This window comes from Gaoshiqia sp. US2, assembly GCF_059705485.1.
Map to the genome: position 1 here is coordinate 2348610 of NZ_AP048550.1, position 24763 is coordinate 2373372.

General features: G+C 44.7%; 18 protein-coding genes. 17 read left to right on the forward strand and 1 reads right to left on the reverse strand.

Annotation, left to right across the window (positions count from 1 at the left end; genetic code table 11):
* Window positions 1-112 precede the first annotated feature (112 nt).
* The 17 genes from AC6H3C_RS09310 to AC6H3C_RS09390 all read left to right on the forward strand — a co-directional run bounded on the left by AC6H3C_RS09310 (window position 113) and on the right by AC6H3C_RS09390 (window position 20098).
* Window positions 113-2479 (forward strand): GumC family protein, encoded by a 2367-nt coding sequence (locus AC6H3C_RS09310; protein WP_497520497.1) that lies wholly within the window; start codon window positions 113-115, stop codon window positions 2477-2479.
* 15 nt (window positions 2480-2494) lie between these two features.
* Complete coding sequence (locus AC6H3C_RS09315) at window positions 2495-3097, forward strand: hypothetical protein (protein WP_497520498.1); 603 nt, start codon at window positions 2495-2497, stop codon at window positions 3095-3097.
* Between the two features lie 57 nt (window positions 3098-3154).
* Window positions 3155-3982: a hypothetical protein gene (locus AC6H3C_RS09320; protein ID WP_497520499.1), complete on the forward strand. Its 828-nt coding sequence runs from the start codon at window positions 3155-3157 to the stop codon at window positions 3980-3982.
* A 42-nt stretch (window positions 3983-4024) separates the two neighbouring features.
* Window positions 4025-4588, forward strand: coding sequence for a dTDP-4-dehydrorhamnose 3,5-epimerase family protein (locus AC6H3C_RS09325; protein WP_497520500.1), 564 nt, complete (start codon window positions 4025-4027; stop codon window positions 4586-4588).
* A gap of 53 nt (window positions 4589-4641) precedes the next feature.
* On the forward strand, window positions 4642-5025 hold the full coding sequence (locus AC6H3C_RS09330; protein ID WP_497520501.1) for a BT0820 family HAD-type phosphatase: 384 nt from the start codon (window positions 4642-4644) through the stop codon (window positions 5023-5025).
* Between the two features lie 23 nt (window positions 5026-5048).
* Window positions 5049-6236: an OmpA family protein gene (locus AC6H3C_RS09335; RefSeq protein ID WP_497520502.1), complete on the forward strand. Its 1188-nt coding sequence runs from the start codon at window positions 5049-5051 to the stop codon at window positions 6234-6236.
* A gap of 599 nt (window positions 6237-6835) precedes the next feature.
* Entirely contained in the window at window positions 6836-7153 is a 318-nt protein-coding gene (locus tag AC6H3C_RS09340; protein WP_497520503.1) for a hypothetical protein, read from the forward strand.
* Window positions 7154-7292: 139 nt separating this feature from the next.
* Complete coding sequence (locus AC6H3C_RS09345) at window positions 7293-7907, forward strand: Crp/Fnr family transcriptional regulator (RefSeq protein WP_497520504.1); 615 nt, start codon at window positions 7293-7295, stop codon at window positions 7905-7907.
* A gap of 43 nt (window positions 7908-7950) precedes the next feature.
* Complete coding sequence (locus AC6H3C_RS09350) at window positions 7951-11313, forward strand: DUF8693 domain-containing protein (RefSeq protein ID WP_497520505.1); 3363 nt, start codon at window positions 7951-7953, stop codon at window positions 11311-11313.
* A gap of 183 nt (window positions 11314-11496) precedes the next feature.
* Window positions 11497-12024: a DUF4402 domain-containing protein gene (locus AC6H3C_RS09355; protein ID WP_497520506.1), complete on the forward strand. Its 528-nt coding sequence runs from the start codon at window positions 11497-11499 to the stop codon at window positions 12022-12024.
* A 28-nt stretch (window positions 12025-12052) separates the two neighbouring features.
* Window positions 12053-12580, forward strand: a complete 528-nt coding sequence (locus AC6H3C_RS09360) for a DUF4402 domain-containing protein (RefSeq protein ID WP_497520507.1) — start codon at window positions 12053-12055, stop codon at window positions 12578-12580.
* Between the two features lie 51 nt (window positions 12581-12631).
* Entirely contained in the window at window positions 12632-13162 is a 531-nt protein-coding gene (locus AC6H3C_RS09365) for a DUF4402 domain-containing protein (RefSeq protein ID WP_497520508.1), read from the forward strand.
* Window positions 13163-13204: 42 nt separating this feature from the next.
* Window positions 13205-14035, forward strand: coding sequence for a fimbrial biogenesis chaperone (locus tag AC6H3C_RS09370; RefSeq protein ID WP_497520509.1), 831 nt, complete (start codon window positions 13205-13207; stop codon window positions 14033-14035).
* A 19-nt stretch (window positions 14036-14054) separates the two neighbouring features.
* Window positions 14055-14582 carry a DUF4402 domain-containing protein gene (locus AC6H3C_RS09375; protein ID WP_497520510.1) on the forward strand — a complete coding sequence of 176 codons (528 nt, stop codon included), beginning with the start codon at window positions 14055-14057 and terminating at the stop codon, window positions 14580-14582.
* Window positions 14583-14627: 45 nt separating this feature from the next.
* Window positions 14628-17204, forward strand: coding sequence for a hypothetical protein (locus AC6H3C_RS09380; RefSeq protein WP_497520511.1), 2577 nt, complete (start codon window positions 14628-14630; stop codon window positions 17202-17204).
* A 322-nt stretch (window positions 17205-17526) separates the two neighbouring features.
* Complete coding sequence (locus AC6H3C_RS09385) at window positions 17527-18498, forward strand: response regulator (protein WP_497520512.1); 972 nt, start codon at window positions 17527-17529, stop codon at window positions 18496-18498.
* A 481-nt stretch (window positions 18499-18979) separates the two neighbouring features.
* Window positions 18980-20098 (forward strand): hybrid sensor histidine kinase/response regulator, encoded by a 1119-nt coding sequence (locus tag AC6H3C_RS09390; RefSeq protein ID WP_497520513.1) that lies wholly within the window; start codon window positions 18980-18982, stop codon window positions 20096-20098.
* Between the two features lie 6 nt (window positions 20099-20104).
* Here AC6H3C_RS09390 and AC6H3C_RS09395 read toward each other — a convergent pair whose 3' ends face one another.
* Window positions 20105-24247 (reverse strand): PAS domain-containing sensor histidine kinase, encoded by a 4143-nt coding sequence (locus AC6H3C_RS09395; protein WP_497520515.1) that lies wholly within the window; start codon window positions 24245-24247, stop codon window positions 20105-20107.
* Window positions 24248-24763: the final 516 nt, after the last annotated feature.

Below are 24763 nucleotides of genomic sequence, written 5' to 3' on the forward strand. Positions count from 1 at the left end.
CAATCTTTTGAAGAGCCTCATGCCGAACGTATTTCGGCATCTCATATCCGGATCGTTTGATCTTGATATGACCTTTTAAAACAAGTAGAATAAGCAAAATTATACACGAGAGATGGATCATAATGATGAATTGTTAAAATTGCTGGCCAGGAATGAAGAAGAGACAATCAACCTGAAAGAATTTTTGTTTAAACTGCTTCATTACTGGCATTGGTTTGTCGGAGCAGCCCTTATCGGGCTCATAACGGCCTTCATTTACAACAAATATACCCCGGCCAGTTTTGTTGTGAACAGTCAGCTTCTGGTAAAAGAGAAAAAAATGGACGGGATCAGCCTGGATAATTTATTTGATAATTTTCAGATGAAATCGGATGTGAAGCTCGATAACCATATCGGGATCCTGTCGTCGTTTACCATCAACCGGCAAGTGGTTGAAAACCTGGGCTGGCATGTTTTCTGGTACCGGGATAAACTGTTTTCAGAAGAGAACCTGTATGGCAAAGAGCCTTACGAACTGGCGCTTGAACCGGGGGCGATGAACCTGAAGGATGTTCCGGTATACATCAGCCCGGTCGACTCTGTCCGTTTTTTGATAAAGGTAAATTCGGAAGTGACCATTGACGGCGAGGTATTTCAGGTTGATTTTGAAGAGCAGGCAGAGTACGGAAAGAAATTTGAAAACTACTACTTCTCGTTTACACTCAAAAAATTTGGGATTCCTGCCGACGGGGACTATTATTTTGTGGTCAATAAACTGGATGACCTGGCTTTAAACTACATGCAAAAAGTAGAAATAACCCGGGTGAGTAAAAATGCCGATCTGATCAACTTGCAGGTGATTGGAAATAATCCTAAAAAAGAGATTAGTTTTTTAAACGAATTGGCCGATGTGTACATTCGTTACGGACTGAAAGAAAAGAACCAAATATCCGAAAATACCATTCATTTCATCGATCAGCAGTTACTGGCGATTGTTGACACCCTGAAAACCACCGGAGACCACTTCTCGAATTACCGGGCCGACAAAAAGGTGTTTGACCTGGGGCAGAAAGCTTCGCTTGTTGTCACCAAGTTAGTGGAATTGGATTCGAAAAGGTCGCTTGCCGAAATGCAGCTCGAGTATTACGAGAACCTGAAAAACTACATGAACCATGCAGATAAGATAAAAGAAATGGTTTTTCCGTCGGTTGTCGGTATTACCGATCCCGGGCTGAATAACCTGGTTGTTCGCCTGAGCGAGCTGTACAGTAAAAAGGAAGCGTTATCGTATAGCCTTCACGAGAAGAATCCAGGGATCCAGGTGATCGACCGCGAACTGGAATATACCCGTAAAAGCCTGAATGAGAACCTGAACAACCTGGTTTTTAATACCAAACAGGAACTGGAGGTTATGAAGCGGGAAATTGATGAGGTAAACAGGCAATTGCAGGATTATCCGAAGACCGAACAGGACCTGATTAACATCAAACGCATGTACGATCTGAACAACGAACTGTACACCTTCCTGTTGCAAAAGCGGGCTGAAGCCGAAATAACAAAAGCCTCCAATATTCCCGATGTGAATATCCTGGATCCGGCCAGAGAAGCCACGATGAAACGGAAAGGCCCGCGGAAAATGCTTAACCTGATGCTGGGATTGTTCCTGGGACTGATTATACCGCTCGTGATCATTGTGGTACGCGATTATTTCGACGAGACCATCCACAACCGCGACGACCTGAAGAAGTTAACCTCGATCCCCATCGTGGCCGATATTATGCACAATCCGTTTAAGGAGAACATTCCGGTGGCGGAACATCCCCGGTCGGTATTGGCCGAATCGGTCAGGAAACTCCGGACCAGCCTCGACTATATGAATCATAAAAGCGATGGTAATGTGATCGGGGTTCATTCGTTGGTGCCGGGAGAGGGGAAAACGTTTATAGCGGTCAATCTGGCGGCCATTATGGCCATGAACAATAAAAAAATCATCCTGGTCGGGGCGGATATGCGCAAACCAACATTGCACAATCATTTAGGCTTAAATAATAAGGAAGGGTTGAGTACCTACCTGATTGGCAACCACACGATAGATGAAATCATCAAGAAAACAAAAATCCCCAATCTGGATTTTATTTCGTCCGGGCTGATTTCTCCCAATCCGGCCGAACTGCTCGGAACTGAAGAGTTTGGAAAGCTGATCGGAGAACTGAAAGGGCGATACGACACCGTTATTATCGATAATTCACCGATTACCCTGGTGACCGATGCGGCTATCGTGAAAAAGTACACGACCATCAACCTGTTTGTGGTACGGCAAAGGTACAGCGACCGGAATTTGATCGATCTGCTCAACCAGATTGTCGAAAAGAACGGCATGGCAAATGTGGGAATTGTCATCAACGACGTGAATCCCCAGGTATATGGAAGTTATGCCTACCGCTATGGCGGATATTACCGGAAGGCATACAACTCCGAAAGTGGCTATTTTGAAGAATAAGCAAAAAAATAAACCATGAAATCAATCCTAACTGATTCAATTTATCCGATGTTGTTAAAAAAAGCATTCGGGCGAGTAGACGACCTGATCAATCACTCCTGGATGGAAGTTCAAAAAATAATTTTGGACGAAGAGTTTTGTCCGTATGGCATTAAGCTGGGAGCCAACCTGAAAGAAATTTCCCGCCAACGTAAAAGATTGAATATTTCAGCCGAATATGATTTCTCAGACGAAGCGGGTTTGCCTTACCAGGTCTCTTTTATTGATTTTCAATTTGAGGAGACCCACCTGGTGATTCAATTACACTTTATAAAAAAGAAATTGTACCTCGCGAGAATCGACTTTATGAAACAATTGTTATCCAATAAATTCGAAAAGTTATTTTATCATTTGACCGGTATTTCGATTGATGCAAATTCGACGATGGGCATTCGCCCTTTTCATATCAAAGATGAGCAGCATAACCTCCTGCGCATTCATAATCCGATGGGGTATCCCTCATTAATGTATTACAGCAGTGATGTGCAGATACAGAAACTGGTTGAAAAAATACAGCCCGAACTAATGGAATTCCCGGGTAAGTCCGATTTCGAGATTAACGCGGCTTTAATCGCCTGAACCTTTTGGGGCCGGTAAATAGATTTTCCGAATTGATAACCAATTAAACTAAATGCGATGAGTGGATTGAACCGAAAACAGGCCAAACTTTTAAGAAAACAGATGGCCAAACTTTACGGGAGAAACTACATTCCCTTAACGACGGGAGACAACACCCTGTCGATTGGCGATATTTTATTATCGAAACATGACATTCTGCCAATCATTGACAGTTCTGTATTTGACCCGGTTAATACGGAACTGGTAGAAGGGAGAAAGACCAGTAAAAATATCACCTCAGACTCAAGTGTAAGCCTCACGGCAAAGTTCCGGGGTGAAGCGATCTTTTCAGAGTATTTTAAATTAGACGAAGCCGGGATTGTTGTTCAGTTTTCCTCTGATAAACAGATGTTTCTTAAAATTCAAGGGATGCGGCAACAGAGTATTAAAAATTTTATCTCGTTCAGGCAGGAACTGTTGGAGCGCTATGCCAACGGCCAGATTTCTTCAAAAGTGTATGTTGTCAGGGGGTTGGTATATGCCGACAAGTATTATCTCCAGTTTAGCGGAAGCCAGGGAGGTACGGTGGGATTCAATATCGATGCCGATGTGAAATATCTTGATGCAGAAGTGGAAGCAGACTTTAACTTAAAGTGGAAAAAAGAAGTTGGCTATCATATTGATGGTTCAAACGGGGGCGTGTTAGCCTATTGCGTTTCAGGTGTTCGTTTGAAAAAACACTTGCTGCCAACGGGAATTCAGGAGAAAATACGGAACGGAATGTCTGAAGCCGATGCACTCGAATGTTTATCCGTTTCTGAACGACAGGAACTGTTAAGCAAGGACGCCCTGGAAGTTGTAGACCTCACGGATGAAATTCTTTTAACGCACGAAGAAGCAGAATAGAATACCCGGAGTCGTCTTCTGAATGTTTAAATGTCCGGAAAAATGAAACTTATCAGAACACATATCCCGGAAATTCTGATTATCCAGCCACCGGTGGTCACATGCGGTCATGGGTATACGATCGAATTGTTTTCGGCGCTAAACTTTTCCGGGTTTATTGGCGATACCACCTTTATGCTCGATACCATCCAGTATTATAAGTTTGGCATGTTAACCGGTCCGGCTTATCAGAAACCTCCCTACACGCAACTGCAACTGGTTAGCGTATTAAAAGGAATGGTACTGCAGGTCGCGGTCGACATCAGGATCGGGGCGCCGACCTACGGACAGTATGTTTCTGTCATCTTAACCGGGCAAGATCACTACCAGTTACTGGTGTCAAAAGGATTTGCACTTGGTTACATCGTCCTGAGCAAGTCGGCTTTTATCATGATTAAAAGTGATAACATTGGTTCAAACATCGGGAAAAGAGGTTTTTGCTGGAACGATCCGGTGGTGAATATCAACTGGAGGGTGCCGGAAAAATACATCGTGTTGGCCGAAGCGGATAAACATTATCCCCGTCTGGCTGATGTGGAAGACTTTTATTACAGGGATTTTTTATAAAACATGCAAGAGGCCTGTGTTGTGGAGATGATGAACGTTAAAAAACGATAAACATGTTAAGATCAGGAGAAAACAAGGCGCGAAAAATAATGATTGCTGTCGACTTTGACGGCACAATTGTCGAACATAAGTATCCAAAAATAGGGAAGGAGATTCCCTTTGCAATACAAACGCTGAAAATGCTTCAGAATGATGGGTTTCGTCTGATTCTTTGGACTTCGAGGTATGGTAAAGAATTGGAGGAAGCAATTAAATTCTGCCATGAAAGAGGTCTTGAATTTTTTGCCGTGAATAAAAATTATCCGGAGGAAATCTTTGGCGAAAATTTAAGCCGGAAAATAGTGGCTGATATTTATATTGACGACCGCAACTATGGCGGGATACCATCCTGGGGCGAAATTTACCACAAACTCAAGGAGGGATCTTTTGATTATTAATTCACCGCTTAAAAGTTAACGTAATGAAAAAGAAGTTTGTTTTTCTGGCAATTGCCGGATTGATGACCCTGGAGGGCCTTGCCCAAAGCGGGATGCAAAACGGGACCGTTTTTAATCAATGGTCGGTTGATGCCGGTATTGGCTTAACCAAGCCGTATCGCAATTTTGATGCAGGTTATTATGCAGCGACACCCGATTTTTTGGCAACAGAAATTGGATTACGCTACATGATTAACGAGTTTTTTGGTCTGAAATTCGGCTTTGGTTACAACCAATTTTCCGAAGCAAAGAGCAGCCTTGATTTCCAAACGAGTGAATACCGTCTGGATTTGCAGGGCGTGATGAATGTTGGTCGCGTTTTGCAATTCGAGAACTGGACCAAAACATTTAACTTACTGGCCCACGGAGGTTTTGGTCTTGGGAAGATGGATTACGACCTGGCATCTGATGTAGATGACTACGTTGGCAATGTCATCGGCGGTCTTACCGCTCAGGTGAAATTGTCACCCCGCGTTGCCCTGAACCTCGACGGAAGCGCTTTTTTTAATATCCGTCAGGATAATTCATTTAATGGTAACGGACCAGGAAATAATAAAAACCTGGGAACTGTTTTTAACGGAACAGTAGGTCTTTCAATTTACCTGGGTAAAAACAAAACACACGCCGACTGGTACCTGCGTGGCGACGAAAAGTACAACGCGCTTAATTCGCGGGTTTCAGCATTGGATTCAAGGGTGAAAGCCGTTGAAGACGAATCGGCCAAAGCCAGGGATCTTGCCAAAACACAGGGCGATGTTGAAGGGCTGAGCAAAAGAATTGCCGCTTTGGGCGATAAAGGATCAGGCGCAGGAAACTACGATGAATTTGTAAAGAAGCTGGTTAACGACGGGTATGCCAATATTTACTTCGACTTTAACAGCAGCGTGGTTAAAGGCGCCAATGCTTCTACTCTAGGTTTTATCCGCACTTACCTGCAGAAGAACCCGGGCGCGAAACTGGATGTTCTGGGTTATGCCGACGAGATTGGACCGGAAGATTACAACCAGAAACTTTCTCAACGACGCGCTGATGCAGCCGTGAAAGTATTGGTTGAATCAGGAATTGACGGTTCAAGATTAAATGCAGTTGGTAAAGGCGAAGATACCAGCGTGAACAAAGATTCTTCACAGGCTCGTCAGTTGGCCCGCAGAGTTAGTTTTGTTGTAAAATAATTTTTTTTGTTTTGCAATCCTCAAACCCCCGACCCGGATCAAACCGGAAAGTTGGGGGTTTGAGGATTAGCTGCATTGAGGTTCAAGTAATCTCCGACAGAGGTCATTTCGAACTTATTTCGGAATCTGTTGATACGGGACGAGATGCTGATCCGGCAACTGCCGGATCAGCATCTCGATCGCTACCCGAAACTTAACGTAACCTGTAACCATCGTCTGTAATTTCCAGGATACTTCCGCCTTTAGATTCTTTCGGTCGTGGCTGTCTATTGGTTGCCTGGCGTAGCTTTATATTCGCTTTACCCGAAGTCTGAGTTTTTATTTATTGGGACTCTACTGAAAAAAATCATTAATACTTGCCCGGGTTGAGACATACACATCTCCTCCCAATGTGCCTGTTTCATCCCTGAAGCTACATGAGGTCGATGAGCTTGTATTTTTGCGTGTCAATATTTACACTATTTTTGACTTAATTAAACGACATCGAGTTATAACATAAGAGTTTGGCCATTTCTTTTCTGTTATACAGACAAAAATACAAAAGATTTCGCCAAGTGCAAGGGGAAAAGCAAAAAATATCGCCAATAAAACAAAGAATTTTGCAGTTTATAGAAACTCTTGGCATCAGCAAGAGAGACTTTTATGCAAAAACCGGTATTTCAAGAGGAACTCTTGAGAGCAGAACCGGGATTTCGGAAGATGTTATGGCAAAGTTTATCGCCGCGTACCCGGAGGTGTCTGTCCTATGGCTCATCATTGGCCAGGGAAAAATGAAAGAAGATGGTGGTCATGAAAGAAATGAAGAAAACACGTCCCGGTCATACATCCATATGCTTGAAATGATCAAACATCTTGCAGGCGAGAATGCCTTATTAAAAAAGAAGGTTGAAGACCTGGAAAAGGAAAAAGCGGGTTGAAACCCGTGTTGTGTTAAGCAGCTGGCAGTCGTTTTACATCCCAATCATCTAAACCCTGGTGTTTCCACATCAATTCAGAGAATGAAACCTCTGTCATGACCATGTTATGAAGAATACAAACCGGAATTTTCGAAGATTTATGTCAGAACTCAGGATGAAACTTCCTGCCGGGGTTCGTCGAAAGATTAAAAAACGCAGGCTGCCTAAAGGGACTTACCTGGTTCGTACAGGTGAAGTTTCTTCGTGTATCTGGTATTTTAAGTCGGGTATTGCCCATGTCTTTTTTCAAAAAGGGGAAATAAAGATCACGCAGGATTTCATTTTTGACGATGACTTGTTTGGTGTTTACCCCTCCCTTTTTATGAATGAACCATCTTCGGTATCTGTACAATTATTAACTGATGCAAAGGTATTGTCAGTCAATTTGGATGGATGGGATATCCGGAAAGAGAAAAACAGTGTGATTCACGAGATTGAAAGGTTTATTGTTTCCCGTTGGTTCAGGATGATGGAAGAACGTTCCATCATGCGTTTTTTTACGGTGACCGAGCAATATCTCTTTTTGCACAAAAGACATCCATATCTGATCAGGTATATTCCTTCGGTATTTCTGGCAGATTATCTTGGGACTTCACCGGAAACAATCAGCCGGGTAAGGGCGAAAGTAAGAGACGGCTGGGCTGTTTCCGATCAGGCGCCTTTCCGGTATCTTTTCGAGAAAAGAGCGTTAAAAACGGGCCTGGATTTAAAGTAACTTAGGTGAATCTTGTTTTTATTGCATATGTAAAAATTCCTTTATGTGTGAATTTTTAAATAATTCGGGCTCATCTATCCGTTCGGCAATCCTGTTTGTTATATTTTGGTTTTTATTGGTTACAAATTTAAGCGGGCAAACCTGGACCGGAAACGTCAGTAACAGCTGGCATGTGGCCGGAAACTGGGATCCCCAAACCATTCCCGGTTCCGGTTCTACGGTGAATATCCGCCCTGTTTCTTCTTATCCGTACCCGATCATCACCCAAGATGTAACCGTATACCGGATCAATCTGAGCGAGTGGTCCTCCGGCGGCGAACTAACCGTTACCAACGGGGCTGTTCTGATGGTTACCGAACGGTTTGACATCAATAATAACGGGCAACTGTTATTGGATAACGGTGTCCTGCAGTTCGACGGGAATGGGGGAGGACAGCGGAGGATTAATACCGGATATACCAACGTGCAGATACAGATCGCAAACGCTGGCGCCTTAAACGTGACATATGACAGGCTCCAGCTAAATGGAGAACTTCGGATTGATGGCGGAAACGTGAATCTCGGAAACGGGCTTCAGCTTTCAACCGGAAAACTGTTTAAGGTGACGGAAGGAGAGATCACTGTGTTCGGACAAACCGATATTTACGGCTTCGTTGACGGGGGAAGGGGTAATTTTGTTTTTGACGGAGATCTGTCAAACAACCAGCATAAAGTGACCATCCGTAGCGGAGGGCGTTTTTACATGGCGCCTTCCTCTCCTGAAAACTATCCGTCGGAATGCTCGTCTGATGCTTCTGATCCTCCGGTCTTATCGGGCGGTACCATCGATTTCTATTCTCCCTCCTATGTCGAAAACAATGGCCGTCTGTATGGCGGCGATGCCGTCATTACATTTTATAAATCAACTAATTCGCAAGGGGATGCGGTAACTGATATTCACAATGGCATCCTGATTTTTAAGGATGATGTCACCATCAGCAATACGTCCCTGTTAAAAATTACCTGCAACGGAACAATCAGGGTCGAAGGCAATAGTATTTTCCAGCAAAACGGCAATATAGATGTTGGCGACGGGAACTTTACAGTGAGCGGCGATGCTGTTTTTCAAAACAACGGCAGATTGGATGCCGATGAAGGAAACATCGTTTTCGAAGGCAATGTGACCATTGCCAACACCGGGGGGCTGATTAATGCAGGGGGCAGTACCATTTATTTCAGCGGCGATACATTTAATAACAGCGGGACGTTTAACCCGGGAACCAGTACTTTTATTTTTGACGGCGACGGAAACCAGGTTATCACAGGGACAAATGCGCTGATCACGTTTTATAACCTGGTTATCGAAGACAGTTCAAATGTTCAATCCAGTCAGAATGTGCTGGTTTTAAATGATATGGCTGTGGAAAACGGCGGCGAATTTGATGTTGATCCGGGGCTCACCCTCAATGTAGTGGGCGATGTTTCCGGCGATCCGTATGTCGATACCAACCGTCCTTATATTATTGCCATCAACATCAATGTCCCCAATTCCATTACGGCTGTTTTTTCAGAAACGCTCGATCCGGTTTCCTCGCAAACAGCATCCAATTACCGCGTTGAAAATGAGGTGGGAGCGATCGTGGATTATCCTTCAAATCCAATCCGTGGGGGTGCAGGCAATCACGAGATCACCCTAACTCTGGGTTTTAATATCGTGGAGAATGTTAGTTATTACCTGATTGTAAACAATGTGAAAGATATGGACAGCTATTCGGTCAGTGCCAATCATAAAAAGCGGTTTGTTTCAACAACGCCCGAGAAACTTTGGCAATGGGGCGGAACGATCGATTCTGACTGGGATAAGCCCGGCAACTGGTTAAAAAACAGCTTACCTCCGGTTGATGCACAGGTTGTTATCCCGGTAACTCCAAACAACCCGTTGATATCTTCTTCCGCGAACCAGGTAGCTGAACTTGAGATCAGACAAGGCGCTTCATTAACCATTGGCGCCACCGGCAACTTAAGTGTGGATTACAGCATACAAAACTTCGAAGGAAACGCGGGATTAGTGATCGGGTCCACCACCGAAGGAACCGGATCATTAATCCATCAGACAGATCAGGTTTCGGGAACTGTTAAACGTTATATTGGCGGTGATGCCGAAGACTGGCACTTTCTTTCTGCTCCGGTCACTGCCCAGTCAATCTCGGGCAGTTGGACGCCTTCCGGCACTTATGGCGACGGTACCGGTTATGATCTTTATATTTGGGATGAGGCGGCCTCTTGCTGGGTTTATCACCTCAATACCACGGTAAGCCCTACCTGGCCGGGAGTACACGGGCAGTCCTATTTTGTGCCGGGTCGGGGTTATCTTTATGCCGTGCAGGAACTGGCGCCAACAAAAGAGTTTACCGGATTTCTTGGCAATGGCGCTGTTTCCCGTTCTGTAACTGCAAGTGCGACCGGAAATTATAAAGGGTTCAACCTGTTGGGAAATCCCTATCCTTCCAGTATCGACTGGAAAGAAGAAAACGGCTTTGTTCGTAACATGCTTTATAATAACGGAGGGGGTTACGATATTTGGGTGTGGAGCTCTACTGCCAACAATTACGGTGTCTTCAATTCGGCTGATACCGACGATAACGGAACAAACCATGTTTCGCGTTACATTGCTCCCATGCAGGGATTTTTTGTTCGGACCGTTTCGTCCGGTACGTTTGGATTTAACAACAACGCACGCGTACATAATGAGGCCGGAAAATGGTTGAAAAGCGCCGGGATAAATCATTCAGGCAATACGATCCGCCTGACAGTACAATCTCTCACAGGAGCAGGGAGCGATGAAGTGAAATTTGAATTTGGACATGCGGCGAACGAAAACGGGGCCATAAAGCTCTTTAGCCCCGTTGAAACTGCCCCGGGCCTTTACCTGCCTTCTGACGATGGAAGTTACACAATTCGTTACCTGACTGATACCGTTGAAAACAGTTCGGCGCTGCTTGCTTTTAAGGCAGGGATAACCGGAAACTACAACCTGCAATGTTCCTACGATGAACTTACGTTTGGCCCTGTTTTTCTGGTAGACCAATTGGCCGGTTTAACACATCGTTTTGACATTTCCGGCAGTTATTCTTTCACCGCCGCAAAAACAGACCCTCCCGGGCGGTTTGTGATCTGTTTTGGTGCGGCCCCGGTAAAGAATACTGCTGAAGCAAAAGTTTATATTTCAGGTAGCGAACTGTTTATTGACCTTGGCAAATTGGAAGGGACGGTTGAAATACAATTGACAGATATGAGCGGAAGAATTGTCCGCAGGCAGACACTACCTGGAAAACAATTGATCAGATGGCCGATGAATGTACGGGGCGTATTCGTGGTTACCATCCGTTCTTCCGGTCTAAGATCAAGTTACAAAGTGGTTTTTTAACTCCCCTGTCCGAAGGTAACCCCCCTTTTATTGAAAAATAGTAATGATTTGTGATTTCTTGACTTTTGTCAAGTTATCCTTTAAATAGACTTCATTTACTTTGGCCTCGTAAAATTCGTAAAAAAGGGACGTTTTACGAATCTAAAAAATTATAAATCAATTAATTTCTGAAAAATTGCGATTATGATGAAAAAATTTCTTTTAGTTATGGCAATCGCAGCGATCGCTGTATTGCCGGGAAATGTTATGGGGCAGAATGAAGCTTCTGCGACTGCAAGTGCCGGGGCAGATATCTTAACGGGCATTAATCTAACGAAGGATGCAAATTTGCACTTTGGTAGCATGACAGTGTCAGCAACTGAGGCAAAAGTTGAAGTTACAGCAGCGGCAGACGCGGATAGAGAGGTTACTGATGGAGAAGGAGTTGTTTTGTTAACACAAGGTACTCCTCATTCTGCGGCTCATTTCAAAATCGAGAACGCTGAACCTAGCGCAACTTATACCATTACTTTGCCTTCAGTGAATGTGGAAATTAATGCCGGAGCCAACACAATGAATATAACCGGTTTTACTCATTCCATAGCCGGCACTCCAACACTGGATGGTAGCGGGGACGGAGATTTTTACGTTGGGGCTACCTTGAACATCGGAGAAAACCAGCCATCAGGTTCATATACAGGAGATTTTGAAGTAACCGTTGCCTACAACTAAACCTGCTCCAGATAGTCTTTGTATATTTATGAGAAAGTATTTTCTTCTGTTTTTTATAGCAATAGGCGTTATTTTACCTGTCCATCTTTTAGGGCAAAATACTTCGACGGAAGAAGCGACAGCCAGCGCCAGAATTTTGACAGCCATTGAACTGACAAAAGTTACCGATCTGCATTTCGGAACGATGGTTTCAACTAATTCATCAGGCGCTTGTATGGTCCCCGCTACCGGAGAAGAACGGAGCGCTACCGGGGGAGTAACGCTTTTGGATCAGACGCCGACTTATACGCGGGCCTATTTTACGGTATCGGGAGATATTGCGGCAACTTATTCCATCGCGCTGCCTGATGACGAAACGGTGACTATAAGCTATAATGACGGTGCTACCACACATTTGATGAATGTTAATGGTTTCAGCCATTCAGCCGGAGATACCCCGGCCCTGGATGCAAGCGGCGCTGCTGATTTTTATGTAGGTGCAACCTTGTCTGTATCGGCTAATCAACCACCCGGGCTTTACCAGGGAAGTTTCAATGTGACGGTTGCCTATGAATGATTTTGACTGAAAAACCGGCAATTTTTTTTCCATTAATTCTAATGGTAACGAATGATAATAAAAGATGGTACCATACAAGTGGTTACCCTGATGGCTATGATGGCGTTTGCCGTCATAGCCGTTTCTGCCAACGGGCAAACCAGTATTTCAGCCGGCATTGGCGCCAGGTTTGTGGTCCCTGTGACGGCCGTGGAAAAGGAACCTTTGAGAATCGGTAAGATCGCCACCCGTTTTGGAAACGGAATTGTCGAAGTCTCTCCTCTGAATGAACGAATCATCATGGGAAGCATCGTTTCAATAGATAATCAGTTTCATGCAGGAAAATTTGTTCTCTCCGGTGCACCGAACAGCCTGGTTTCCATTTTACTACCCCCTGAGGCAATTAAAATGATCATCCATGGAACCAGCCGGGAGGCCGGGGATATACGCTTCTCATCAAGCATCCCTCCGGGCGGACAACCGGTAGATACCGACGGGATAATGGAAGTGAACATCGGGGCCAGCTTGCATATCGGAAAACGGACAGGAATGCCTTCCGGTATCACGACCGTGATTTACGAACTGATTTTCGTGTACAATTAAATGCATCATACTTCCAAATATAAATTTGTAAATCTATTTGTCATGACAAAAAAGACTAATCTGACGCTGCTGTTTCTGGCTTTTTTTTCGGGCGTTTTTGCCCAGGGCGATTTGCTGATCACCCCAACCCGGGTGGTCTTTGAAGGACGCCAGCAACGCGAAAACCTGAACATCAACAACATCGGCAAAGACACCGCTGTTTACCTGGTTTCTTTCCTGAATTACCGGATGCAGCCCGATGGCAGTTTTAAACAGGTTGAAGAAGACGGTTCATCGATCAACCGCGCTGATCCCTACCTGCGGATCTTCCCGAGGCGGGTGTCCCTGGCCCCGGGCGAGTCGCAGGTCATTATGCTCCAGTTCCGCAAACCTTCGGGCTTGAAAGACGGCGAATACCGTTCGCACCTGTATTTCAGGGCCGACAAACAAAGCACCCCTTTGGGCATGGAGGCTGCCGACCGGGACTCGACCCGCCTGGAAGTCCGGCTCACCCCAATCTTCGGGATCAGCATCCCGGTGATTGTCCGCACCGGCGACCTCGGCCTGCAACTCAGCCTTTCGGACCTTGGCCTGGAAACGCGGAATGATTCTACCTACCGACTGAATGTTGTGATCAACCGTTCCGGCGAAAAATCATCGTATGGCAGCCTGAAAGTAGATTTTGTGCCCGATAACGGCAAAACCGAAGAAGTAGGTATCGCCAACGGCATAGGCGTATATACCGAGTTGGACAGGCGGAGTTTTTCGATGGCCATCCGTCCCAAAAAAGGAATCAGGCTCACCAACGGCAAGCTGCTGGTCCGTTACCTGAGCCCCAAGGAAGACGGCGGCAAAGAGTTTGCCCGGGCAGAATACCTGTTACCGGAAGAATAGACTACTGAAAGGGAGGAAGATGAGATTTATTTATTGTTTGCTGGCCTGTTTATGCTGTATAAGCATCAGGTTGGCCGGGCAAAATACGGCCCCGGAGTTACCTCAGCGCACCGCCACCGTCAGGGCAGTGCAGGAGCTGAATTTCGGCGACCTGACGATGGCCCGCGGTTCATCGGGAGGGACGGTGACCGTGGATTACGATGGTACCCGCACGGCTACCGGTGACGTGGTTTTGCTGAACATGGGGACCGTCGCCCAACAGGCGATATTCGAATTTAAACTTTGCCCGGGACGTACTGTTACTCTTACTTATCCCACGGAAGTAACAATAACCGGGATGTCGGGTGGTACCTTACAACTGCATATCGGGCCTCTCCGAATCGGGACAGTCGTAATTGACGGAGGAAACGGTTTGTTTACATCCAACAAAGGCTGTGACGATATCCACCTGATTTACGCCGGGGGCACCATTGAGGTCGGGTCCGTCGCGGCCAACCCGCCCGGCTCTTATTCCGGAAGTTTCCAGATCACGTTTCACCAACAATAGCAGGCCGGGCAACCAGCCAATCCTCTTCAATAACCTTGTCGCCTGATGATTAGATTTATTTTATCCCGGCTGAACCGTAAAAAGATCCTTGAACATTATCCCCTGCTGGTCCTTTTTTTTGCATGGTTGCCGGTCCGGGGGCAAATTACAGACGCGCCGGAATATGATAATTTTAACGTAACCATCTTTTTTGAACAGATCGGTTACCGGAATTTCCAGGCGCTTTATGAAGAACCGTCCGGTTTTTACCTTCCTGTTGATGAGTTGTTCGGCTTTCTGAAGATCTACCGGAAAACATCTGAGGACGGGCAAACACTGCAAGGTTACATCAACTCAGACAAGCAGGTTTTTGAGATTGACTATACCAACCAATACATTGTCTGGCAGGGCAAAAAGAATGACTTTGCTCCGGGGGAGGCGGTGATGGACATGGGCGTGCTTTTTCTCCGGGAAGAAGTGCTGGAGCGGGTGTTCGGCTTCACAATCAGTTTCAGCTTCCGGAGCCTTTCAGCAAAATTCAGCGCGGGTTTCGAACTGCCGCTTGTCAGGATCATGAAACTGGAAAAAGCCCGCGAAAACCTGAGAAAGATCAAAAATGAGGCGCTTTATGATTCGCTCATTTCCCGTGAGTATCATTGGTTCAGGTTTGGCACAGCCGATTGGTCATTCTCGACCAATCAGTCGCGGAGCTATACGGGAGAAACACGGGCCGGGCTGGGCATTGGCGCTGAGGCGCTGGGCGGAGAAACCAACATCTGGCTAAATTATTCCGACCGCTATGGACTGGACAAATACCGCCAGCGTTATTCGTGGAGGTACGTGAATAATGGTGGCACGCTCGCCCGGCAGGTGCAACTGGGCAGGATCAGCAACAGGAGCATCGCGTCGGTGCTTTCGCCTGTAGATGGTTTTACCGTGACCAATACCCCTACCACCGTCCGCAAAGCTGTGGGCGATTACCTGATCGCCCAATATACGGAGCCGGATTGGACCGTGGAGTTATACATCAACAAAGTGCTGGTTGATTTTACTACGGCCGACGCTTCGGGCTTTTATACTTTCAGGGTACCCATGGTTTACGGTTCCAGCCAGGTCACTTTGCGTTTTTACGGGCCAAACGGCGAAGAACGTTCCGAAGAAAAAATATTCAACATGCCCTACAACATGCTCCCGCCGGGAGAATTTGAATACACCGCCAGCGGAGGAATGGTCCTTGACACATTGAACTCGCGTTTTGGAAGGGCCGAAACCCATTACGGTTTTACCCGTTGGCTGACTGCCGGCGCGGGTGTCGAATACCTCTCTTCCGTTGATCATCCCGAAATTCCTTTTGTTGGTTTTACTTTTCAGCCAGTGCCGAAATTGATCGTCACAGGCGACTATGCTCACCGGGTAAGGGGAAAATTCACGCTAAACTATCACCTGCCCGGCAATATCATGCTGGCGCTCGAGTATTCCCGCTATAAGGAAGGACAAAAGGCGATTATCTATAACTACCAGGAGGAAAGGCTTGCCAACCTATCGGTCCCGCTATGCCTTGGCATGCTTTCGGGATATGCCCGCGGCACGCTACGGCAATACGTTTATTCCAACTTCACCTATAATAACGGTGAATTGCTGCTTTCGGGCTATTACCGGAACTACAGCGCAAATGCCGGTAACTACCTGAACTGGACCAGCCTGGGATCACTGACTGTTTATACGAATGTTTCGCTGAGTGCGAAGCTGAAAAAAAAAATCACCTTTCGCCCTTCCCTGCAATACAACTATACAACCGGGCAACTGATCTCTTTCAAAACCGACCTGGAAAAACGTTTCTCCCGGCAAGGTTATCTGTCGCTGGGGTTTGAGAACAACATGCTGAGCAACTACAGGAGCTTTAACTTGTCGTTCCGCTATGATTTGTCCTTCATGTCCACCTATTTATCCACTTATTTCAGTAACAGGCAGGTACAAAGCTCGCTGGGGGCCAGCGGAAGTTTTGCTTTTGGCGGGAAGAATGTCCATGCAGACAACCGTTCGTCGGTGGGGCGCAGCGGCATTTTAATCGAAGCTTTTATCGACATCAATTTTAACGGGATACGGGACACAGGCGAACCGCTAACCGACGAGTTGAAGGTAAGATGCAGCGGGGGGCAGATTGTCCGGCATGAAAAAGATCCGGTCATCTGTATCACCGGCATGGAGCCGTTTGTTGATTACACCCTGGTTTTGGATGAATCTGATTTTGAGAATATCGCCTGGCGGCTTGGCAAAAAAAACATCCGCGTTTGCCTGGATCCGAACCAGTTTAAAAAGATCAGGGTCCCGGTGCTCCCGATGGGCGAAGTATCGGGAATGGTGCTGGACGACCATCAGGAAGGACTGGGCCGCGTGCTGGTTTGTGTAACCGACGAATCGGGCAAACAGATTGCCAGAATCCAATCCGAACCGGATGGCTATTTCGCTTATTTTGGCCTTCGCCCGGGAAGATATGTATTGAGCATCGATCAGCAACAACTTCAGATTTTGAAAAAAACTGCCCGGACAATTCCTTTCACCATCCGGCCGGACGAGTTGGGTGACTTGGTGGATGTCGGGAATATCGTCCTGAATCGTGATGACGAAAATTACCAGCGCTAACAAAACAAAAAATCCCAAAAGTATGAAATTGCTCGACTTTTGGGATTCTGAAAAAGCAAATCTGGTTTTATAAAGATCATAATAGAGTTTAGTATGATCCTGATGTTGTTGTACAAAGTAACATAAATACTGCCTATTAAACCAAATATCATCTTTGGACATATCGTGGACATAACGAACTATTTTTGAATAATAAAATTTGAATATCGTTGAACTTGAGGTACAAGCCTGAATTTGTTCTCAGGTTATTTCAAAAACAGCATTTGAAAACAGTTTAAGATTTTGTATTTTGCAAAAATAATATGTAAAAATAGCTGTTTCTATGCCCAAAATATTGCTTGTTGAAGATGAAGAAGATTTGAGGATGGGCATTGCCGATATCCTCAAATTTGAGGGTTTTAATGTTGTCATGGCCAAAAATGGCGTTGAGGGACTCGACGCTGCCATGGCTCATCGGCCCGATCTGATCCTGTGTGATATCATGATGCCTGACATGAATGGTTTCGATTTTCTGCATCGCCTGCGGCAGGATGCTGCATTTACCTTAACCCCTTTTATTTTTGTTTCCGCGCTGGATGCCCGGAATGATATCCGGAAAGGGATGTCGCTGGGAGCCGATGACTACCTGACGAAACCATTTACGCGCGAAGAACTGATCTTAGCGATCAATACCCGACTGGAGAAGTTTTCAGGTCTGGAACATAAAATAAGGCAAATTATCGGAGAAATTGAATCAAAGCTGAGTTTCGAAATCACCCGGTTGAAAGAAGTGACCGAAGAACAAAGCTCGATTATTGAAGAGATATCTACCGACAACGAGTCGTTAAAAAAACAACTGCAAGACAAAGAGATGACGATGATGAGCGAGGCGATGAATGTGATTGAAACCAACAACATCATTAAAAACCTCAAAGATCTGATTCAGCATGAGCTGCAAAAAAATAACCTGGATACCTCGCAAAAGATCCTGCTGGGCGAACTTCAAACCAAAATTAGCAGGAAGACCATGCTGTCGGACAACCTGACGGTCTTTCAACTGAAATTCAACCAGGTATATCCGCATTTTTTGTCGAATTTTTCGCAGCATTTTTCGCACCTGACACAGTACGAACTGGTGATGACTGCCGCGATGATTACCGGCTTAAATACCAACCAAATTGCGGAGATGCTGAATATATCGCCCGAAAGTGTGAGGAAAAGCCGCTACCGGTTAAAAAAGAAGCTCGGACTGGGTAAGAAAGATGATTTGCTGATGTTTATGCAATCGTTTAATGTCCACTCATTTACCAATTGAGCAAAACAGAAAACAGTTCCACCAGTCAGGGCGGGATGATGATCATAAATGCGATTCAAAATTCAGCTTACTATCAAAAAAATAATTGTGTCCATGATATGTACACGCCCGAAAATCGCCTGTTAGCCCGAAATTGTGTTCATTTGTATAGTCAAAAGAAAAATCTCAAGTCCTGATTTTTCTTGTCATACTGAGGGTAAGGTGAAGTGATGCCTCATATCTTCCTTACCAATAAACAAAAACTCCAAATGCACGCGGTGCATTTTATAACCCCGGAATTGCCCCTCCGGGGTTTTTATTGTTTACTGTTTCGTCGGTTGTCCACGTCTTGTACACAGGTGAGATTGATGAATATTAAAACTACCATTTACCTTTACGCTGCGATTCGAATAATTATATTGTTTGCTATTTCCATGAAAACAATTAAAATGGTTTTATTATTATGGTGTGGCCACAGAGAAATAACAGGAAAAAAACGATTTTGATTATTGAAGACAAGCAGGAACTTAGAGGAGAAATTTCAGAAACTTTAAAATTTGAAGGATACGAGGTGATTGAGACCTCATCCGGAACAGAAGGTATTCGTTTGGCCGGTCAATTACTGCCCGATGTTATTTTGTGTGACATTATGATGCCGGAACCGGATGGATTTGTTGTTCTTTCTCAGCTAAAAGAAAACCTGAAAACAGCTATTATCCCTTTTATTTTCATCACGGCCCTGTCCGACCGGGCAGATATCAGAAAAGGAATGGAGCTGGGAGCCGATGATTACCTGATCAAACCATTTTCGAGAGAAGAACTGTTAAACTCGATATTCACCCAAATTACAAAGTTTAATCAATTTGAAATGATCTCAAACGAGCTGCTGAACCAGGTTAAGGCAAATATAATTAAGTCCATACCGCACGAATTCAGAACATCCCTGAATATCATTTTAGGGATGAGCGGTATGATTAAAAACAATGCCGACAGCCTGACGACAGAAGAAATGGCCGAACTCGGAGATTCCATCTATGAAAGTTGCCAGAATTTGTCATCTATTGTAACAAAGTACCTGATTTTTGTCGAGCTGGAATTATCTGATACAAAACGGTCAACCAAAATTATTGACGATGTTGCGGGGCTAACAGAAAAAACGGCGAATAGAATAGCTTCTGTTTACCACCGGCCGGATGATTTAATTCTTAAGCCGGCAGCCTGCAAGCTTCAGATAAACCCGGAATTGTTTCAGTTTGTATTGGATGAACTGATTGATAATGCGTTCAAATTTTCGTCGCCGGGGACAAAGGTGACGATCGAAACCGTTAATTACAAAAACCAGGTTGAAGTTATCGTTCAGGATCGTGGAAGAGGTATTTCGGACGATCAAATAAACAGTATTCATGCGTTCATGCAATTCGACCGGAAAATCTTTGAACAGCAAGGTATTGGTCTTGGCCTGTATTTGTCGAAGCGTATCATTGAGCAATACGGCGGCAGCTTTTCGATAAAAAGCGCTCCAAACGAAGGAACAACCATTTGTTTTATCCTGCCTGGCACTACAAACAGGAATCAGAGCATAAAAATGATCCGATCGAACCGGAGGAATATCAAGAAGTAAATCCTGCTATTTGCTTCTTTTATTATCTAATCTCACCCATTTGGGCAAAATGACAGAAAAGGATGCCCCTGATTCACACGGCTCCAGGATGATATCTCCGCCATGCCTCCGCACAAATTGCCGCGATAAGGCCAATCCAAGACCCGAACCAGGTATATTTTCAACGTTTGACCCCCGCTTGAATGGTTCAAAAATTTTCTCTGTATCTTCGGCCGGTATACCAATTCCATGATCGGTAATTTTAATGCAGATGTCGTCAGGTTTTGATGACAAGATCACCTTGACGACCGATTCTTCAGGCGAATATTTAAAACTATTTGCCAGCATATTGCTGATTACCTGTTTAATCATTTGTTTATCGACTTTCACATTCACCGCGTGATCCAATTCCTCAAACACGATCTGGTGACTGCTTCCCAGATTCTCCACCTGTTCATGAATGATTTCTGACAGGAACCCATTTATTTCAATTACTGTCGGTGAAAATTTCATCTTCCCGGTTTCCAGGTGAGACAGGTCCATCACCTTCTCGATAATATTTTTCAGAAAGGTGACATTGTTTTTTATCCGGTCAATTTTTTGGGATATCTCCTTTTTCGACATCCGGTCGAAATAGGCGCCCAGCAAATCTGCCGACATCAGGATGGTGGCCAGCGGAGTGCGAAACTCGTGAGAAGTCATCGATACGAAACGCGATTTTAATTCGTTCAGCTCTTTTTCTTTTTGAAGGGCCTCAGACAGAGAGTGTTCCACTGCTTTTCGTGCTGATATATCCTCATGAGTGCCGACAATCCGTTCGGGCTTGCCTGGCGATAACCAGCTAATCACTTTGCCCCGGTTAAGAATCCACTTAAAGGTTCCGTCTTTACATTTCATCCTGTATTCACTTTGGTAAAGCGATGATTTTCCGTTGAAATGCGCTTCCAGATCGGTATACACATGTTCAATATCTTCGGGATGAATACGGCTTTCCCATTCATTTAACGTACCGTTTATCTCCTCCTCCTCATACCCTAACATTTTTTTCCACTGGTGAGAAAAAAATACTTCATTGGTCGGAATATTCCAGTCCCAAATACCGTCGCCTGAACTTTCCAGGGCGAAATGCCAGCGGTCTTCACTCTCTCTTAGTTCCTGTTCTGCTTTCAGCCGTCCGGATATGTCTCTGGACATCATGTAAAATACGTCATTTCCATCCCAGGTGCCTTTCAATACTTTTGCTTCAACCGGAATTGGTCTCCCGGTTTTTGCTAATAGAGAAAATTGAGATAATTCCATTTTTTTGGTATGATAATGAGTGATTAGTTGAATGATGGTTGTTTTTGCGTCGTCAGCGCAAACGTTTTTGATGTTTTTTCCTTCCAGTTTAGCCTGGGTATATCCAAGTTGATTCCTGACAGCGGGATTCGTCTTGATGATGATCCCTTCGCTGTTCAGGACGATGATAAAATCGTCGATCGTTTCGAATAATACCTGGAAATTATTCCGGCTCAGTTCCAGGTTATTTTGCATTTCAATTTTCAGGAGCGCATCGCCAATATAACCCGAGATCACTTCAATGGCCTTGTTTGCAGCCGGGTTCAAGTCTTTTAACGACTTCGTTTCGATGATCATCGCACCGATGACCACCTGATTTTGTCTGATCGGGATAAACTTGATGACTCCTTTCGGGTAATTCTTGTAAAAGGTTGATTCCGGGTCAAAATCCACGGCCCGGATATCGGTGACATTCTCCTGCTGAATCAAATCAGACAGGTGGGCGTTTTGTTGGGAAAGAAGATTTTTTTCGGAGAAACAAGTGGTTTTACAGGTGCTGGCAACTTGCTCAAACTCCCCGTTTTCTTTATTCATGATATGGATTGAGGTGCAATGAACCTGTTCGATTTTTTTCATGTAACCGATCACCAGGTTAAAGGCATCAAACTTATTCGTGATTTCTGCCAGGTTGATCCGCAGGTCGCGCTGGATGTACCCGTATTTTTCATTTAGTTTCTGCTGGGTGATGTCCCGGTACTGCCAAAGATGGCCGATCAGCTTTTCATTCAGCCAGATCGGGATATAATCGCGTTCAAACACCCGTCCATCCGTCAGTTCATATTCTTCACCCAAAATACATTCTCCTTTCGACGAAATTTCGTTAATCCGCGATACGAAGGTATCTGACGAGACAATGATTCTGCCGGATAAGCGAGCCAGTTCCCATCGGTCCATTCCTATTAATTCTTCAGGAGAAAAAGAGAAGCCAAAAAGTTTGCAGTAATATTGATTGGTCAGAACGACCCGCCTCGAACTATCCTCGAACAATATTCCCATGTTTAAGTTGAGTATCAGTGAGTTCAACTGTGTCATGGTTGTCCGTAGCCGGTTCTCCGTGAGTTTCATATCGGTGATATCCCGGATAATCGCCAGCGCATCCCGATCGGACAGGGCCACCAGGCGATTCTCAAAATACCTCTCCTTTTGTTTTACAGGCAACTGGTACTCGAACCTGACCACGTCCTTACACCGAAACGCCTGTTCGAGCGCCTGCATGCTTTTGGCGGCCAGTTCGGGAGGAAGTAAAGTCGGAATTTTTTTCCCCTGAAAGTCGGCTTTGGTAGCAAACATCGATGATTCATCCGATGTGAAAATATCCAGGAACGTCCCATCCCTCGAAATCCGGAAAATGTGATCAGGAACGTTTTCCAGTAAAACCTGTTTGATCCGTTCACTTTCCAGTTTCGATTGTTCCGCTAATTTAATCTGAGTCATATCTACTGCGAGAACCACGTACTCCCCGACCTGTGTTCCTCCGTTTGGCAAAGCGCTGATTGTCAGTAAAACCGGAATTATTTTCCCTGAACGCGTAATCATTTTGGATTCAACCGGGTTTGGAGATCTGTTTGCTGAGAACCGGATTAATACCTCGCAATTTTTTTCAAGCGGTTCTCCATCCTCTGCCCGAAGTTGGTCCCTCATCCTCTGAATTTCTTTATCCGGGAAAAAGTCAGCACAGGACATGCGATTTGCAGTTTCTCCCGATTTTAAACCAAACAATTTCCGGGCCGACGGATTTAATCCTTCGACCAGGCCATCGGTATTAATGATCAGAATGGCTGCCTGGGTACTTTTAATAATCGCATTATTGAGGCCGGATAGTTTCGCGATCTCGTGAATTCTTTTTTCATTCACTTGCTTTAATTGCTTATTCTTCCGCTCAATCTGCTTCCACAGCTCAATTTGGTTTAGCGCTTTTTGGAATAGTCCGGCGATGCTCCAAACCAGATTCATCGGCATCGAAGGAAAGTATTCGTCCTGATCGGCATGCAAAAGGACCGCTCCCCGGAGTTTATTGTTCAGGATAACCGGAATGGTCATGGTACTTCGGATCCCTTTCTCATACAAGGCTTCCTGGTACAGGCCCGCGAGATGCCCGACGGATAATTTTTCGATGGTAATGTGTTCCTTCGGTAATTGATCGAAGTTGGTATTTTCAACTGCTCCCGGCGGATAATCTTCAGCCGGAATTTTTCCGTTTCCAATTCCTGTGATGACGTTGCCCGGGATCAACGAATCATCCTGGCCGACATAAATCATGGTTAGCCCGGGAAACAATTCATTTAATTGAGTTAATATTCCTTTTAAAAGGTTATCATCTCCATCATTCTGATCCAATATCGTTTGTTCAATCTGATAAAGCCCGTACAACTGGTGATCCCATTTCTGTGGTTCAGCGGCGTCCTCCAGAATCAAAAGAAAATTTTCTTTGTTTCCTAATCCCGGAGTTTTCTTCACCTTGATCCTGAGCCAACAGTTTACATCCCTGTATGCATTTTTAATCAGGATGGTGCGTGAAATTTCACTTTTATCCCGCGATATCAAACATTCCGGGAAACCCGATTTATCGATTTCATTAAAATCGTCGTACAGGAAATGCCATTGATCTTCAGCTAAATCATACTCATCATTCCAGCCGTACCTGTTATAATCCAGGTTTAAAATATCTGCCGCCTTCCGGTTGAACTGTTTGACGGTCAGTTTATCTGTTACATAGAGTAATCCAACATTAAGCTCTTCAAATAAATGGAAAATTTCCGGATGGCTTGGGATGTACCTAAATTCACTTTTCCCGGTTCTCAATGCATTATTGTCATTCATTAACCTGTCCATACCTGTGGCATTAGCTTCGAATTAAATCAACTAGGTAAGAGATCAATTCTCTTGCCTGAATAAAACTCACCAAACCGATGAATTTTTAATAAAGCATCAATAAGTAGAAAAGAGTAAGAATAATACTTGTTATGGTTAAAATGAGTATTTAGACCATACCCGTAACCATAAGTCCCCCGCAAGTGTTCTTTGTAATTGCAATGAACAATTCCAATTCACCGACAGAACCCATTTTGTGTAAAATACCCAGCTATACTGACAGATTTCTGCAATACACAATCGCAGATTACTATAAAACAACAATAACCCGCTTTAGACAAGCCGGATATCGGATTTACCCCAATGACCTCTGTGATAAACCATCCTTTTTTATGACTTCAGACTGTTAACTTCTCACAATTACAAATTTTAAAATTCTAACTCCTGTTATTATTATCGATCGCAATTTCAATAAACATAAAAGATGTGCACTAAAATACACATTATTTTTATTTTTCCAATCTTAAATACAAATAG

Excerpts from the sequence above, each read along its gene's own strand:
- AC6H3C_RS09310 (WP_497520497.1), top strand. The coding sequence starts at position 113 with ATGGATCATAATGATGAATTGTTAAAATTGCTGGCCAGGAATGAAGAA.
- AC6H3C_RS09315 (WP_497520498.1), top strand. The coding sequence starts at position 2,495 with ATGAAATCAATCCTAACTGATTCAATTTATCCGATGTTGTTAAAAAAA.
- AC6H3C_RS09320 (WP_497520499.1), top strand. The coding sequence starts at position 3,155 with ATGAGTGGATTGAACCGAAAACAGGCCAAACTTTTAAGAAAACAGATG.
- AC6H3C_RS09325 (WP_497520500.1), top strand. The coding sequence starts at position 4,025 with ATGAAACTTATCAGAACACATATCCCGGAAATTCTGATTATCCAGCCA.
- AC6H3C_RS09330 (WP_497520501.1), top strand. The coding sequence starts at position 4,642 with ATGTTAAGATCAGGAGAAAACAAGGCGCGAAAAATAATGATTGCTGTC.
- AC6H3C_RS09335 (WP_497520502.1), top strand. The coding sequence starts at position 5,049 with ATGAAAAAGAAGTTTGTTTTTCTGGCAATTGCCGGATTGATGACCCTG.
- AC6H3C_RS09345 (WP_497520504.1), top strand. The coding sequence starts at position 7,293 with ATGTCAGAACTCAGGATGAAACTTCCTGCCGGGGTTCGTCGAAAGATT.
- AC6H3C_RS09350 (WP_497520505.1), top strand. The coding sequence starts at position 7,951 with ATGTGTGAATTTTTAAATAATTCGGGCTCATCTATCCGTTCGGCAATC.
- AC6H3C_RS09355 (WP_497520506.1), top strand. The coding sequence starts at position 11,497 with ATGATGAAAAAATTTCTTTTAGTTATGGCAATCGCAGCGATCGCTGTA.
- AC6H3C_RS09360 (WP_497520507.1), top strand. The coding sequence starts at position 12,053 with ATGAGAAAGTATTTTCTTCTGTTTTTTATAGCAATAGGCGTTATTTTA.
- AC6H3C_RS09365 (WP_497520508.1), top strand. The coding sequence starts at position 12,632 with ATGATAATAAAAGATGGTACCATACAAGTGGTTACCCTGATGGCTATG.
- AC6H3C_RS09370 (WP_497520509.1), top strand. The coding sequence starts at position 13,205 with ATGACAAAAAAGACTAATCTGACGCTGCTGTTTCTGGCTTTTTTTTCG.
- AC6H3C_RS09375 (WP_497520510.1), top strand. The coding sequence starts at position 14,055 with ATGAGATTTATTTATTGTTTGCTGGCCTGTTTATGCTGTATAAGCATC.
- AC6H3C_RS09380 (WP_497520511.1), top strand. The coding sequence starts at position 14,628 with ATGATTAGATTTATTTTATCCCGGCTGAACCGTAAAAAGATCCTTGAA.
- AC6H3C_RS09385 (WP_497520512.1), top strand. The coding sequence starts at position 17,527 with ATGCCCAAAATATTGCTTGTTGAAGATGAAGAAGATTTGAGGATGGGC.
- AC6H3C_RS09395 (WP_497520515.1), bottom strand. The coding sequence starts at position 24,247 with ATGGACAGGTTAATGAATGACAATAATGCATTGAGAACCGGGAAAAGT.